The 14,652-nt window shown below is 62.4% G+C and carries 15 protein-coding genes and 1 pseudogene; 11 read left to right on the forward strand and 5 right to left on the reverse strand.

The window, feature by feature from the left end; translation table 11 throughout:
• The 3 genes from EOA78_RS21065 to EOA78_RS21075 all read left to right on the forward strand — a co-directional run.
• Positions 1-370, forward strand: a 370-nt coding sequence (locus EOA78_RS21065) for an ABC transporter permease (RefSeq protein WP_164783861.1), incomplete at its 5' end; no start/stop codon positions are given.
• On the forward strand, positions 367-1,236 hold the full coding sequence (locus tag EOA78_RS21070) for an ABC transporter permease (protein WP_127316804.1): 870 nt from the start codon (positions 367-369) through the stop codon (positions 1,234-1,236). The genes EOA78_RS21065 and EOA78_RS21070, both read left to right, overlap by 4 nt.
• Entirely contained in the window at positions 1,233-2,876 is a 1,644-nt protein-coding gene (locus EOA78_RS21075) for a dipeptide ABC transporter ATP-binding protein (protein ID WP_127316805.1), read from the forward strand. Before EOA78_RS21070 ends, EOA78_RS21075 begins: the two co-directional genes overlap by 4 nt.
• Positions 2,877-2,898: 22 nt before the next feature.
• Here EOA78_RS21075 and EOA78_RS21080 read toward each other — a convergent pair whose 3' ends face one another.
• A complete protein-coding gene (locus EOA78_RS21080; protein ID WP_127316806.1) occupies positions 2,899-3,330 on the reverse strand; it encodes a TerB family tellurite resistance protein in 432 nt (143 codons plus the stop codon).
• Between the two features lie 124 nt (positions 3,331-3,454).
• On the opposite strand from EOA78_RS21080, the gene EOA78_RS21085 reads away from it, so the two are divergent.
• The 4 genes from EOA78_RS21085 (at position 3,455) to EOA78_RS21100 (ending at position 5,931) form a co-directional block, all read left to right on the forward strand.
• Positions 3,455-4,240, forward strand: a complete 786-nt coding sequence (locus EOA78_RS21085) for a TSUP family transporter (protein WP_127316807.1) — start codon at positions 3,455-3,457, stop codon at positions 4,238-4,240.
• A 52-nt stretch (positions 4,241-4,292) separates the two neighbouring features.
• Complete coding sequence (locus EOA78_RS21090; RefSeq protein WP_084831397.1) at positions 4,293-4,463, forward strand: hypothetical protein; 171 nt, start codon at positions 4,293-4,295, stop codon at positions 4,461-4,463.
• Positions 4,464-4,562: 99 nt separating this feature from the next.
• Positions 4,563-5,396, forward strand: a complete 834-nt coding sequence (locus tag EOA78_RS21095) for an AraC family transcriptional regulator (RefSeq protein WP_127316808.1) — start codon at positions 4,563-4,565, stop codon at positions 5,394-5,396.
• A gap of 115 nt (positions 5,397-5,511) precedes the next feature.
• Positions 5,512-5,931, forward strand: a complete 420-nt coding sequence (locus EOA78_RS21100; protein ID WP_127316809.1) for a VOC family protein — start codon at positions 5,512-5,514, stop codon at positions 5,929-5,931.
• A 281-nt stretch (positions 5,932-6,212) separates the two neighbouring features.
• Here EOA78_RS21100 and EOA78_RS21105 read toward each other — a convergent pair whose 3' ends face one another.
• Both EOA78_RS21105 and EOA78_RS21110 read right to left on the reverse strand, forming a co-directional pair.
• Positions 6,213-7,682 carry a cobyric acid synthase gene (locus tag EOA78_RS21105; RefSeq protein WP_127316810.1) on the reverse strand — a complete coding sequence of 490 codons (1,470 nt, stop codon included), beginning with the start codon at positions 7,680-7,682 and terminating at the stop codon, positions 6,213-6,215.
• Positions 7,682-8,296 carry a dimethylsulfonioproprionate lyase family protein gene (locus tag EOA78_RS21110; protein WP_127316811.1) on the reverse strand — a complete coding sequence of 205 codons (615 nt, stop codon included), beginning with the start codon at positions 8,294-8,296 and terminating at the stop codon, positions 7,682-7,684. Before EOA78_RS21110 ends, EOA78_RS21105 begins: the two co-directional genes overlap by 1 nt.
• 149 nt (positions 8,297-8,445) lie before the next feature.
• On the opposite strand from EOA78_RS21110, the gene EOA78_RS21115 reads away from it, so the two are divergent.
• From EOA78_RS21115 to mmsB, 3 genes and pseudogenes are all read left to right on the forward strand, one after another.
• On the forward strand, positions 8,446-9,612 hold the full coding sequence (locus EOA78_RS21115) for an isobutyryl-CoA dehydrogenase (RefSeq protein ID WP_127316812.1): 1,167 nt from the start codon (positions 8,446-8,448) through the stop codon (positions 9,610-9,612).
• A gap of 36 nt (positions 9,613-9,648) precedes the next feature.
• Positions 9,649-10,000, forward strand: a pseudogene (locus EOA78_RS21120) (four helix bundle protein).
• 88 nt (positions 10,001-10,088) lie between these two features.
• Positions 10,089-10,973: a 3-hydroxyisobutyrate dehydrogenase gene (gene mmsB, locus EOA78_RS21125; protein ID WP_127316813.1), complete on the forward strand. Its 885-nt coding sequence runs from the start codon at positions 10,089-10,091 to the stop codon at positions 10,971-10,973.
• 371 nt (positions 10,974-11,344) lie between these two features.
• Here the strand turns inward: mmsB and EOA78_RS21135 are convergent, their stop codons facing one another.
• Positions 11,345-12,220 carry an SMP-30/gluconolactonase/LRE family protein gene (locus tag EOA78_RS21135; protein WP_127316814.1) on the reverse strand — a complete coding sequence of 292 codons (876 nt, stop codon included), beginning with the start codon at positions 12,218-12,220 and terminating at the stop codon, positions 11,345-11,347.
• A 506-nt stretch (positions 12,221-12,726) separates the two neighbouring features.
• Here EOA78_RS21135 and EOA78_RS21140 point away from each other — a divergent pair.
• Positions 12,727-13,032 (forward strand): hypothetical protein, encoded by a 306-nt coding sequence (locus EOA78_RS21140; protein WP_127316815.1) that lies wholly within the window; start codon positions 12,727-12,729, stop codon positions 13,030-13,032.
• Positions 13,033-13,229: 197 nt separating this feature from the next.
• On the opposite strand, the gene EOA78_RS21145 is transcribed toward EOA78_RS21140, so the two are convergent.
• Entirely contained in the window at positions 13,230-14,609 is a 1,380-nt protein-coding gene (locus EOA78_RS21145) for an aspartate aminotransferase family protein (protein ID WP_127316816.1), read from the reverse strand.
• Positions 14,610-14,652 lie beyond the last annotated feature (43 nt).

Raw genomic sequence — 14,652 nt, forward strand, 5'->3', positions numbered from 1 at the left:
CGCGATCCTCGCCCGCGTCACCCGCTCGGCGCTGATCGAAGTGCTGAACGAGGACTATATCCGCACCGCCCGCGCCAAGGGCCTGCCCTATCGCGCGGTGCTGTGGCGGCACGCGCTGCGCAACGCCATGATCCCGGTGCTGACCATTCTCGGCCTGCAGTTCGCCTTCCTGCTCGCCGGCACCATCATCATCGAGAACGTCTTTTACCTGCCCGGCCTTGGCCGGCTGGTGTTCCAGGCGATCACCCAGCGCGACCTGATCGTCGTCGAAAGCGTCGTCATGCTGCTGGTGGCCGCCGTCATCGCGGTCAACCTGCTTGTCGATCTCTCCTATGCGGTGGTCGATCCGCGCCTGAGAAGCCGCCGATGACGCTGCGCTTCGACATTCCAGGGGAAAATTTTGCCGACATCCTCGTCAAGGCCTTCACCAACCGCTCGTTCCTCGCTGGCTTCGTCATCACCGCGCTGGTGGCAGCGGTCGCCATCGTCTCGTTGTTCTGGACGCCTTTTGACGTCACCAGGCTGATCGTCGCCGACAAGACCCAGGCACCCTCGCCGGCGCACTGGTTCGGCACCGATCATTTCGGCCGCGACATTCTTTCCATGATCATGGTCGGCGCCCGCAATTCGATCGCCGTGGCGCTGGTGGCGGTCGGCATCGGCATGGGCATCGGCGTGCCGCTCGGTGCCTTCGCTGCGGCGCGCGGCGGAATCGCCGACGAAGCGGTGATGCGGCTGAACGATCTCGTCTTCGCCTTCCCTGCCCTGCTGTCGGCGATCATGATCACCGCCATCTTCGGGCCGGGCGCGCTCAACGCCATCATCGCCATCGGCATTTTCAACATCCCGGTCTTCGCCCGCGTCGCCCGGGCCGGCGCGCTGGCGATATGGCCGCGCGAATTCATCCTCGCCGCGCGCGCCGCCGGCAAAGGCAAAACACTGATCACAGTGGAACATGTGCTGCCCAACATCGTCACCTTGCTTCTGGTACAAGGCACCATCCAGTTCGCGCTCGGCATCCTGGCCGAAGCCGGGCTTTCCTATGTCGGGCTCGGCACACAGCCACCGATGCCGAGCTGGGGCCGGATGCTGTTCGATGCGCAGACCCGCATGGTGGCGGCGCCCTGGATGGCGGTCTTTCCAGGCACGGCGATCGTCGTCACCGTGCTTGGCCTGAACCTGCTCGGCGACGGTATTGCCGACATCCTCGATCCCCGGTCGCGGCGGCAGCGATGAGCCTGCTCGAACTCGAGAACCTTTCGTTGAGCATCGGCGACACTCCGATCCTGAGGGATGTCGAGCTCTTCGTCGCGCCCGGCGAGGTGATGGGGCTGGTCGGCGAATCCGGCTCGGGCAAATCGATCACGGCGCTGACGGTAATGCGGCTTCTGCCCTGGTCGGCGCGCGCCACCGGGCGCGTCGTCTTCGACGGCATCGACATCCTGGCGGCCAGCGAAGACCAGATGTGCGCGCTGCGCGGCGACGACATCGGCATGGTGTTCCAGGAGCCTATGACGGCGCTGAACCCGGTCAAGACCATTGGCGAGCAAGTCGCCGAAGGCATCCGCTGGCACACCAGGGCAAGCCGCGCCGACGCCGAGGACCGCGCGCGAAAGATGCTCGACCGGGTCGGCCTGCCCTCAGCCAAATTCCCGATGTCGCGCTATCCGCACGAGCTTTCCGGCGGCCAGCGCCAGCGCGTCGTCATCGCCATTGCCTGCGCGCTGAAACCCAAGCTGCTGATCGCCGACGAGCCGACGACGGCGCTCGACGTCGTGCTGCAGGCGCAGATCCTCGACCTGTTGCGCGACCTGGTCGCGGAAAATCGCATGGGACTGCTCCTGATCTCGCACGACCTCGCGGTGGTGACCGAGATGGCGGATCGCATCACCATTCTGCGCCATGGCGAGGTGATGGAGGCCGGCGACACGGCGCGCACCTTGTCAGAACAGCTTCATCCCTACACGCGACAACTGGCGCAGGCCTCGATGCATGTGCCGGCGCGTGCCAGGACACATGAGGTCGGCCAAGACACCCCCCTGCTCCAGGGTGCCAAACCCCTTCTTCAGGTGGACAGCGTGACGCGGGATTATTCGGGACGTCGACCGTCGCTGCTGAAGCAGGCGGCTCCGATCCGCGCCGTCGACGATGTCTCGTTCTCGATTGATCCCGGCCAGTCGGTGGCGCTGGTCGGGCGTTCCGGCTGCGGTAAGTCCACGCTTGCCCGCATGATCCTGGCGCTGGACGGGCCGACATCGGGAACGATCCGGTTTCGCGGCGAGGTCATCACCGGCAAGAGCGAGGCGGAGCTCAAGCCGGCGCGCCGCGACATGCAGGTGGTGTTCCAGGACCCTTACGGCTCTTTCGACCCGCGCCAGAAAGTCGAAAAACTGGTCGCCGAGCCGCTGCATGTCCTGGACAAGAAGCCGACGAATACAGAGCGGCGCGAGATGGTGGCAAAGGCCCTGCACGAGGTCGGTCTCAGCCCACGCGACATGGACAAATATCCGCACGAATTTTCAGGCGGCCAGCGCCAGCGCCTGTCGATCGCCCGCGCCATCATCACCCGCCCCAAACTGGTCGTCGCCGACGAGCCGGTCTCGGCGCTCGACGTCTCGATCCGTGCCCAGATTCTCGATCTGTTCGCCGAGCTCAACCAGAAGCTCGGCGTTGCCTATCTATTCATCACTCACGATCTGACCGTCGCTCGCGCCATCACCGATCAGGTGATGGTCATGTATGACGGCAGGATCGTCGAGCGCGGCAGGACGAGCGAGGTTCTCGACCATCCGCAGTCCGAAGCCGCCAAGGCGCTCGTCACCGCCGCTCCGGACCTGCACCGGGCAATAGCGCGCCGGTTACAGGAACAGGGGTGAGCCGCCGACCGTTCAGAAAGGCTCACTCTTCGGCCTTCACTACATCGGCTGGGCTGATGTCGAGCAAGTCGAGCGTGCGGCGCAAGAGCTGCATCTCGGTCCCGGCAAGTTGCGAATCGGCCTTGGCGATCTCGGCCATATGGCGGGCAAGCAGGCTGCGCCTCTCAACATCGAGGTCACGGAACTGCGCGATGGCTTGCGAGCTGTTGGTCTCGTAGCCGAACTCGTTGAGGTATTCGATGACGCTGTCAATGCTGGCTTCCGGGATGCCGAAGGCTTCGCGGCAGATGCGCCTGAAGGCGGCCATTTCGCTCTCGCTGACGGTGCCGTCGGCCAGGATCATGCGAAACAGCATCAGCAGTTCCGCCGACAGCACAGGATCGTCCGCAACCTTGCGCACGCCGGGGTCGCCGTCGAAGATCGAGCGTATCTGGTCAAGCAAAGCGAATGCCATCAGCGTCCCTTTCCGATTCGTTGCGAATAGGTAGCGCGGAATCGGTCTTGCGCAAACGGGTCGGCTGTGGTTTCGAACGCGCCATATTTTCCCGCTGGCCGGAACCCCCTCCCGCAACCATCCGATGTTCGATTTTTTCACCCAGACCGTCGTCATTCTCGGCGCCGCCGCCTTCGCTGCCGGCTTCGTCGATTCGATTGCCGGCGGCGGCGGCTTGATCACCATTCCAGCACTGCTGCTCGCCGGCTTCTCGCCGGTCGAGGCGCTGGGAACCAACAAGCTGCAGGGCATGTTCGGCTCAGGCTCGGCGACCATCCACTACGCCGCGAAGGGCCATGTCGATTTGCGCCGGCAATTGCCTTCGACCCTGTTGGCGCTTGCCGGCAGTGCTCTCGGCGCCTTGCTGGCGACATTCGTGCCGGGCGACCTGTTGCGCGCTCTTCTGCCGGTCCTGCTGATCGCCATCGCCCTTTACTTCGCCCTGAAGCCCAACATGGGTGACGTCGACCGCGCCCGGCGCCTGTCGCCGTTCCTGTTCGGGCTGATCCTGGTGCCGGTTGTCGGCTTCTATGACGGCCTGTTCGGGCCGGGGGCCGGTTCCTTCTACATGCTGGCCTTCGTCACCCTAGCCGGTTACGGCGTGCTCAAGGCGACGGCGCATACCAAGCTGCTCAACTTCGCCTCCAACATCGGCGGCTTCATCGTCTTCGCTGCTGCCGGGGTCGTCTACTGGAAGATCGGCCTGATGATGGGTGTCGCCCAGTTCCTCGGCGCCCGCGTCGGCGCCAGCCTCGCCATCCGCAATGGCGCAAAACTGATCAAGCCGCTGCTGGTGATGGTCTGTCTGGCGCTGGCCATCAAGCTGCTGGCCGATCCGGCGAACCCGCTGCGCACGCTGATTGGTGTGTGAACGGCGCGCCTGATAGTATGCGGTTGTACGAATCATGTCGGAGGAGCCACACATGAATCTCAGTGCGCCTACGCAGCTTGTTTTCATCATATCCCTTGTTATCGCCATCATCGGCCTTCTCGCCGCTCTCGGCGTTTTTGCGTTCATTCCCCTGGCCGCGGTGTGGATCGTCCTCATCGCTTATATTGTGCTTGCTGGCGGCTGCTTGGTTCGCGGCGCTTAAGTATTCAAATCTCAGGCAACTCGGAGCGCCCGGCCACAAGCCAGGCGCTTTTGATTTTGAGAGCTGGTCTGTTAGACTCCTTGGGCGGAAGGAAAGCTCATGCCCGCCGAGAGCGAAGACGGCAGCCGACATGAAAATCCCGGCCTCGACCGGTTCGATATGGTGCGGCGTGCGTCCGGCCCTTGCCTCCGGGGCGCGGTCACCGACATCTGCGGCTATCGCGAAACGGTACCGGGCCGTTTCCGCAACGTCGAATATGCATCGCTGACCGTGCCGCTGGTCATCAGCTTTGCCGAACCCTTCGCCATCGGACTCGGCAAGGATCCGGGCGACAACGACCGCTTCGCCAGTTTCGCCGCCGGCCTTTTTGCCGGTCCGGTGGTGATCGAATCCTTCGGTGGCGCCTGCTGCGTCCAGGTCAATTTCACCCCGCTCGGCGCCCGCCGCTTCTTCGGCCTTGCGATGAGCGAACTGACCGACCGCATGGTCGGCCTCGACGATGTGCTCGGACTTGAAGGCATCGCGCTGCGCGAAAGACTTGGCAATGCGCACGGTTGGGGCGCACGCTTTGCCATCGTCGAGACGTTCGTCGCAGCACGGCTGGACAAAGCCCGGGAAACGCAGGCCGAAATCGCCTGGGCCTATGACCGGATCATCGTCTCGGGCGGCCGCATTCGCGTCTCATCGCTCGCCGACAGGCTGGGCTGGAGCCGCAAGCATCTCGCAGGAAAATTCTCCAACGCGATCGGCGTCGGCCCTAAGACGCTGTCGCGCATCGTCCGCTTCAATCGGGCGCTCGGGCTGTCAAGGCAGGACAAATCCGATTGGGCTGATATCGCCGCCGATTGCGGCTATGCCGACCAGGCGCATCTTGTTCGCGAATTCCGCGACCTTGCCGGCGAAACGCCGACGACGCTTGCCGCCCAGGCATAGCTTCTGAAACGCCTCTTGCGACGCCCAATGGGCGCGCGTGGTAACATTTCTTCAAGACGTGCGAACAGCCTTCGCCCAGACTGGGTTATCGACAATCCAATTGAAGGAGATCGCCATGACAATAAATGTCGAACCGCCCAGGCTCTATCCCACGTTGCGCTACCGCAATGCAGCCAAGATGATCGACTGGCTGGGCGAAGCCTTCGGCTTTGCCGTTCATGCCCGCTACGGCGAAGGCGACATTGTCCATCACGCCGAACTGATTTTTGGCTCCTCGATGATCATGCTGGGCACTGCACGCGACGACAAGTTTGGCCAGATGATCGGTGCACCGGGCCCGGGTGGCGGCAGAGCGATCTATGTTGCCGTCGACGATGCCGATGCTGCTTATGCCAGAGCCAAAAAGGCCGGCGCCGAAATACTGGAGGAACTGACGGACCGCGATTACGGCAGCCGCGAATTCATCTGCCGCGACCCGGAAGGCAATGTCTGGTCGTTTGGCACCTATTGGCCCAAGGCGGATGAGAAGGCATGAATGGACCATCGCCGACACTCGAGGTTGGCCGAAGCCTCCTCCACTTCGTCATCCCAGGGCGAAGCAGGAGCGAACCGACGCGGCGGATTCATGCCGTGGCTTAGCCGAAGGGCGCAACGGAGCAGAATTCTGCGCCGCAGCAACGCTCTGAGGTCGCGGCATGGATCCTGGGGTCTGCGCCGCGTCCCTTCGCTCCTTGCTCCGCCCCAGGATGACGACGGGAGGGGCGTTTCAACCAATCACCGAGGCATATAGCCCCCTCATGCTTCAGCCTCGAGTAACTATCGCGCCAGCGAAAAAATCGCATCGCAGTCGAGGTGAGTTTCCAGCTCGGCTGCGACCTCGTCCAGCGCCCGTTCGACCTCGGCGCGATAATCGATGCCGCCGCCTTTCACGCCAAGGTTTTCCAGGAATTTCGCCCGAAAAGCGTCGGCGGAAAACAGCCCGTGCAGATAGGTGCCCGATACCTTGCCGTCGGCGGAGATGGCGCCGTCATCGACGCCGTTGATGACGGCGGACGGCCGCAGCGTATCCGGACCGGTGGTGCGGCCGAGATGGATTTCATAGCCCTCGAGCGGCAGGTCGAACTGCACCGAGCGCGCGCTGACATTGCGCACGGTCTTTTCCGGCTCCATCACCGTTTCAACATCGAGTAGGCCAAGCCCTGTGGTCTCGGTCACGCTGCCCTCGATGCCGTCGGGATCGCGCACGACGTGGCCGAGCATCTGGAACCCGCCGCAAATGCCGACGACGTGGCCGCCGCGCTTGCGGTGGGCGGCAAGGTCGCGGTCCCAGCCGTTCTCGCGGAATCTTAGGAGATCGCCGATCGTTGACTTCGAGCCGGGAATGATCACCAGCCCGGCATCTTCGGGGAGGTGCTGACCAGGCGGCACGAATACCACCTCGATCTGCGGTTCGGCCTTGAGCGGGTCGAGGTCGTCGAAATTGGCGATGCGCGAAAGCATCGGCACGGCTACCTTCAGCGCGCGTTTCTCACCGGACGCCAGGCGTTCGAGTACCACGGAATCTTCAGATGGCAACCGCGCCGCCGCCTTCAGCCACGGCACGACCCCCAAGCAGCGCCAGCCGGTGAATGTCTCGATCGCCTTGATGCCGTCATCGAACAGCGAGACATCGCCGCGGAACTTGTTGATGAGATAGCCGACGATCATGCGCCGGTCCTCTTCCGGCAGGATCAGATGCGTGCCGGCGACCGAGGCGATGACGCCGCCGCGATCGATGTCGCCGACCAGAATCACCGGCACATTGGCGCGCGTCGCAAAGCCCATATTGGCAATGTCTCGGCTCCTGAGATTGATCTCGGCCGGCGAGCCGGCGCCCTCGACGATGACCAGATCGGCGCCCTCGCCGACCTTTGCCCAGGAGTCCAGCACGGCATCCATCAGCCGGCCCTTCAGCGCCTGGTAGTCGCGTGCCCTCGCCTCCCCGAACACCTTGCCCTGCACCACTACCTGCGCACCGATGTCGGTCTGCGGCTTGAGCAGCACCGGGTTCATGTGGATGGAGGGCGCAACGCCACAGGCGATCGCCTGCAGCCATTGGGCGCGGCCGATCTCACCGCCGAGTTTGTCGCCCGGAATATCGGCAACGGCGGCGTTGTTCGACATGTTCTGCGGTTTGAACGGCCGCACCTGCAGCCCGCGTTTCGTGGCCGCGCGGCAGAGGCCCGCGACCAGCACTGTTTTGCCGACATCGGAGCCCGTGCCTTGCAGCATGATCGCCTTGGCCATCAGTCCTTGCCCTGTACCGTCGTTCCGGTGATCGTGGATTTTGCCGCCAGCGGCCCGCCACGCCAGATGTAGAGCGCCAGCAGCGGCTCCTTGCCGGTGCGCATGGCGTGGCTGACATCAGAGGCGTGGTGGATCACCTCACCCGCCTCGCGCGTGCGAAAACCGCCTTCGCCCATGCGCCATTCGGTGCCGCCGGTCAACGGAATGTAGATCTCCTCGGCGACATGATGATGGTCGGGATAGACGATATCAGGTCCAAGGATCAGCAGACCGGCCGCGACCTCGTCGTTGACGAAATGGCCGCGCGTGCCGAAGACCTCCAGCCAGCCGTAATTGTCGATGAAAGTCTTGCCGAAATCCGCCTCGCTGTAGGTCTGCCCCCAGCGCAGTTCGCCGCGACGCTCCGCAAGCAGCCGCGCCAGCGGCTTGGCGTTTGCCGGAGCGAGCTCGGCGATACGGTCGAGCTGGCGCAGGCAGGCGAGCGGATGCGGCTCGATCCGACGCGCCGGCATGGCCCAGCCGATCCGGGCCACGGCATCGCGCACCAGCGCATCATCGAACCTTTCGAGATAGGCATGGAAACACTCGAGCAGTTCATCGAAATCTGTCGTCACGCCTTGCTCCACACACGCATTCGCGCACGGCCGCTCCCAGGGTTGGATGCAGACGGTCGGCTTGCGCGGCGGCATCATTGGTCTAGATTGAACCGCGCGCAAAGCCAAAAACGACAGGCCAGCCGGCCGACAACATCAGGGAGCACGCCATGGACGCCGCTGTCGATGCGGGCACCAGCCAGTTCGAACTCAACGAGGACCAGCGCGCCATCCAGGAGATGGCCGAGGCCTTCGCCGCCGACCGCGTCGCGCCGAACGCGCTCGACTGGGACCGCAACAAGCATTTTCCGGCCGACGTGATCCGCGAGACAGGCCCGCTCGGCCTCGGCGGCATCTATATCCGTGACGATGTCGGCGGCTCGGCGCTCGGTCGGCTCGACGCCGTGCTGATCTTCGAGGCGCTTTCGCGCGCCGACCCGGCCTTTTCCTCCTTCATCTCGATCCACAACATGGTGGCCTCGATGATCGACCGCTTCGGCAGTGACGAGCAGCGCCAACGCTTCCTGCCGAAGCTGACTTCGATGGAATGGCTGGCCAGCTATTGCCTGACCGAGCCAGGCTCGGGATCGGATGCTGCGGCGCTGAAGACGCGCGCGGTGAAAAGCGGCGGCGACTATGTGCTGAACGGCGTCAAGCAGTTCATCTCAGGCGCCGGCGACAGCGACCTCTATATCGTCATGGCGCGCACCGGCGCCGACGGGCCGAAGGGCATTTCCACCTTCGTCGTGCCTAAGGATGCGTCCGGCCTCTCTTTTGGCGCCAACGAGCACAAGATGGGCTGGCACATGCAGTCGACGCGCCAGGTCATCTTCGAGGACTGCAAGGTGCCGGCGCAAAACCTGCTCTCAGTCGAAGGCGCCGGCTTCGGCATCGCCATGGCCGGACTCGACGGCGGCCGGCTCAACATCGCCGCGTGTTCGCTGGGCGGCGCGCAATCGGCGCTCGACAAGGCACTGGCCTACACCGCGGAGCGTAAGGCCTTCGGCTCCAAGATCAACCAGTTCCAGGCGCTGCAGTTCAAGCTCGCCGACATGGAGACCGAGCTGCAGGCAGCACGGATCTTCCTCTACGCCGCCGCCTCGAAGCTCGACCGCAAATCTCCCGATGCCTCGAAATGGTCGGCGATGGCCAAGCGCTTCGTCACCGACATCGGCTTCAATGTCGCCAACGACGCGCTGCAACTGCATGGCGGCTACGGCTATTTGCACGACTACGGTATCGAGAAGCTGGTCCGCGATTTGCGCGTTCACCAGATTCTCGAAGGCACCAACGAGATCATGCGCGTCATCATCGCACGCGCTCTGATTGGGCGGTAAGAAAGTAGGCAGTAGGCAGTAGGCAGTAGGCAAAAGATGGCCGGCAAGATCAATCCGTACAAGGATCTAATCGTATGGCCGCAGGCGATGGATCTGGCTGTCGCCAGGCATGGCCAAAGGAGGAATTGTATGGGTTGACTAGCCAAATCCGCCGCTCGGCAAATTCTATCCCTGCGAACATCGCAAAGGTTATGGCCGAGACAACACAGGCTCTTATCAGCAATTTCTCAGGATAGCCCAAGGCTCGCTGAAGGAGTTCGAGACACACCTCCAGATTGCTGAACGCATTGGCCTTGCCACGCACGATCAAGCTTATCACATGCTGCTAGCGACCGAGGGCATCGGAAAAATGCTTCGCCAACTTATTATCAAACTTGCGCCCGAATAGACTGCCTACCGCCTACCGCCTACCGCCTACCGCCTACCGCCTACTGCCTACTGCCCTACTGCCCTAACCCAGATCACGGAGCGCCATTATGACCACCATCGCCTTCATCGGCCTCGGCAATATGGGCAACCCGATGGCCGCCAATCTCGTCAAGGCTGGATATGCCGTGCATGGCTTCGACCTGATGCCGGAGAATCTCGTCATCGCCAAGGAGCATGGCGTCGTCGTAATGGCCAATGCCGTTGCCGCAGTGAAAGAGGCCGATGTGGTCATCACTATGCTGCCGGCCGGCAGGCATGTCCTGTCGGTCTATGAGGACATCGCGCCCAAGGCGAAAAAAGGCGCGCTGTTCATCGATTCCTCGACCATCGACGTCGAATCGGCACGAAAAGCCCACGCTATTGCCGCCAAACATAAGCTGCTGTCGATCGACGCGCCGGTTTCCGGCGGCACCGGCGGTGCCGCAGCCGGCACGCTGACCTTCATGGCCGGTGGCTCGAAGGACGCATTCGCCAAGGCCGAACCCATCCTGAAGCCGATGGCCGGCCGCATTGTCCATTGCGGCGATGACGGCGCCGGACAGGCGGCAAAGATCTGCAACAACATGATCCTCGGCATTTCGATGATCGGCGTCGCCGAAGCCTTCGTTCTGGCGGAAAAGCTCGGCCTGTCGCATCAGGCGCTGTTCGACGTCGCCTCGAACTCGTCGGGCCAGTGCTGGTCGCTGACCACCTATTGCCCGGTGCCCGGCCCGGTGCCGACATCGCCGGCCAACAATGGCTACAGGCCGGGATTTGCCGCGGCACTGATGCTGAAGGACCTGAAACTTTCGCAGGAAGCCGCGCAAAGCGCCGGTGCGGTGACGCCGCTGGGTGCCGAGGCCGCCCAGCTTTATGCGCTGTTCAACGCCCAGGGACATGCCGGTGCCGATTTTTCCGGCATCATAAATTTCCTGCGCGGTGTCCCGGCGTAATTTTAAGCCTCGACGGGCTTTTCCGTTCCCGGCAAGAGAAACATCGGAAATTTAGATTTGCTTAAACTATCGATAACCACCCGGTAACGATGTCCCTGTAGAACGGAGTGCGAGGCGGCATATCGCATCCGCCCGGCGCTCCGGATCAGGTCTCGCGTCCCGGAGCCCGTAAGTTTCGCAAGTGTTCTGTTGGCGAAGCGCCATGCGTATCTGGCAAAGCCGCGTTCCCGATGGAGCGCGGTTTTTGCGTTTCGGAACGGCATCGCGCAAGAGCTGGCACAGATGTGAAAAGGGCCGCTGATGCGGCCCTTCGATAGTGCAAGTCATGACCCTGTACGGCCAATCGGGGAGAGGACTATGCGAGCCTCTTCTCAAGTTGCTCCATCCAATCGAGTTGCGACCAGTTTGCCGTCCATCATCATCGGGATGATTGCCAGCTTCTTTTCTTCCAGGAATTCCAGATCGGCGCTGCCTTGATTGAGGTCCATCAGCTGCTCGACTTTTCCATCCGGATGAATGCGAAAGAGCGCCCCTGCGACCCAATCCGTAACGAGCCAATTTCCTGTTCCGTCCGGTTCTAGACCATCTAGATTTCCAACAGGCTCGCCGGACCCGATGTCAGAGATAGCCTTCGTGTTCAGGTCGATCGCGATCAGATGGCCGGGTATCTTGGACGAAAAATCCGGCTGGATATCGCGACCCCAGCCGGCGACGAGGAGGCGACCGTCTTCGACGCGCAGACCGTTCGGATGCAGGAGATCCTCGCTCTCAAGCCAGACGGTGAGAGCATCATTGTCCAGAACATAAATCCTGTTCGCCAGCATGTCGGAAGCAAAGACGCGACCCGCCTCGTCGACGGCGGGGTCATTGAGGAACTGAGCGCCTTCTGCGGGCCACGTTCCGGTGATCTGACCGCTCTCGACGTTGACGGCCATAAGCCGATCGATATCGGTGACGAAAAGCGTATCGCCTTGCATCACCAATCCCTTGGGCGCATTAAACCCGGTCACCCATTCGGCTGTCTGCAACTTTCCGTCAGGCGAAACTTTCGAAAGGTATCCGACTCCATCCTTGCCGGCGGGCTCGCCAACAATGTTGGAAACGTAGAAGACGTTCCGCTTGGTGTCGAAAAGTACGCTCTCGGGGGCCTTTAAGCCGTCAAGCGACCAGACCTCCTCCGCTGTCGCGGGTGAGCCTGCCACTCCTAACAGGAGAATAGAAAATAGAACTGACTGAATCCTGATCATGATAGCCTCCCTAGGTTGTTTTTTTGACCTATTATGTAAAGCGCAACCGAAAATTGCGCAGGCGATCTTGAAAAGCTTACGGTTGACGCTTCGCTTGCTCTGACAGGTTCGTTTGCAAAACAATTTCTGCTTAGTCTCGCCAACCTTACAATTCCCCAGATGAATGGCAGTTCCAACGTCAACTGTTCTAGAGCCGTACTGCGGATGAAAAGCACGCCGCACATCCAGTGACGCTGTACTCGGGCGGCGCGCGAGAGGCTGGTGTTCGAAAGCGACGCCTAATCGAAACGCCGGCCTATCGCCTTGCGCGGACGGCCGATGCGGTTCGCCGAAGGCATCATCGGCTCGAGGCTCGGATCGTCGATATTGCCGAAATCGGGCAAGCCATACCGTACGGCCGGGGATGTGCAGGTGCTGCCCCTTAATCAATTTCATTCCAAGCTGCCCTTCACACAGCCCGGATGGGCTCTATCTGCATCTTGATTTCAATACCGGAGGACAGCACAATGAAGCACGTTCTCGCATTTGCGCTCTTCATCGGCGCCGGATCTCTGTTTGCCACGGCAGCTTATGCCGAACCGCCGGACCATGCCCGCAACGATGACGCAGGGCTCCATCCCGCTCATCAAGGGCACCTGTCGAGCGGCCGCGAATACCCAGGAAGACCTGCCACTGAGTTCCACGAGAGCCTAGAGGCGGAAGGAGAGCCGAGCTTTCCGACCGGTCCGGGCGGGTGGGCCGAACAACAGAGCGACGGCGCTAACGCCCAGCGTAGCAGCACCGACGCAACGGCCGACAACCAGGGCAGGTAAACACAGATCCTGACGGACAAGGTAAATCGCGGCGATGGACGAAGCGATCGCCTCGTAGCAGCCCTTGGTGAGCGGCTCCTCCAGGGTGTAGGAGGCCTGCCGCGCTCACGACCGACCTCGCCTGGCGAACTCTTCGGCAGAATGCGGCTTTCAAACGCCAGGCGTCCGACTGCAGGATGCCCGGCGATCGGTCTATCTTACCGCTCGCGCAAATCCGCTTGCGCCAGATCAAGCGCCTTGGCGATGCGGTCGCAGGCCATGTCGATTGTCTCGCGCGTCCAGATCAGCGGCGGCGACAGGATCATCGTGTCGCCGGTGGCGCGCAGCATCATGCCTTGGGCAATTGCGTGGTCGCGGACGATCACGGCCGCGCTCCCGGCCGGCAGGAAGCGCTCCTTGGTCGCCTTGTCTTTGACGATCTCGATCGCCCCCATCAGCCCGATCGAGCGCACCTCGCCGACCAGATCGTGACCGCCAATGTGCTCCTGCAGCGCCTTGGCGAAATAGGGTCCGGTGTCGTTCTTGACCCGATCGACCAGACCTTCACGCTCCATGATCTCGAGGTTCTTCAGCGCCACGGCGCAGGCCACAGGGTGCCCGGAGTAAGTGTAACCGTGGTTGAACTCGCCGCCCTTCTCGACCAGCGTCGCCGCGACGCGGTCGCCGACCAGCAGGGCCGACAGCGGCTGATAACCGGAGGTCAACGCCTTGGCGGTGGTGATGGTATCGGGCTCGATGCCGAAGGTCTGAGCTGCGAACCACTCGCCGGTGCGCCCATAGCCGGTGATGACCTCGTCCAGCATCAGGAGGACATCGTACTTTCGGCAGATGCGCTGCACTTCCGGCCAATAGCTCATCGGCGGTATCTTCACGCCGCCTGCCCCCATCACCGGCTCGCCGATGAAGGCGGCGACCTTGTCGGCGCCGGCTTCCAGGATGGCATCCTCGACGGCCTTGGCCGCGCGCAGGCCGAAGTCATGGTCGCTTTCGCCGGGCAGAGCCAGCTCATAGGCATAAGGCATCATCACATGGACGATGTTGGGAACCGCGCCGTTGAGCTGTTTGTGCATCGGCTCCATGCCGCCCAGCGAGGTGCCGGCGATGGTCGAGCCGTGATACGCCGTCTTGCGCGAGATGATGCGGTTCTTCTCCGGCTTGCCTTCCAGCGCCCAATAGTGGCGGACCAGCCGCAGCGCCGTATCATTGGCCTCCGAACCGGACGAGCCGTAGATGACCTGATTGACGTGCTTCGGCGCCAGTTCCGCCAGCTTTTTGGCCAGCAGCACCGGTGTCGGTGTCGAGCATTTGAAGAAGGAATTGTAGTAGGGCAGTTCCTTCATTTGGGCGTAAGCTGCGTCGGCCAGTTCATCGCGGCCGTAACCGACATTGACGCACCACAGCCCGGCCATGCCGTCGAGGATTTCCGTCCCTTCGGAATCGTAGATGAACGGCCCGTTGGCGTGGGTGATGATGCGTGAGCCGGCCTCGCGCATCTCCTTGTGATCGGTGAACGGATGAAGGTGATGCGCAGCATCGATCTGCTGAAGCTGCTTCAGCGAGTAATTCTGGTAAGTCATGTCTGATCTTTCCTCTTGAACCAATCCGACATTTTGCTGCCGG

The organism is Mesorhizobium sp. M5C.F.Cr.IN.023.01.1.1 (genome assembly GCF_003997585.1).
GTDB lineage: Bacteria > Pseudomonadota > Alphaproteobacteria > Rhizobiales > Rhizobiaceae > Mesorhizobium > Mesorhizobium wenxiniae.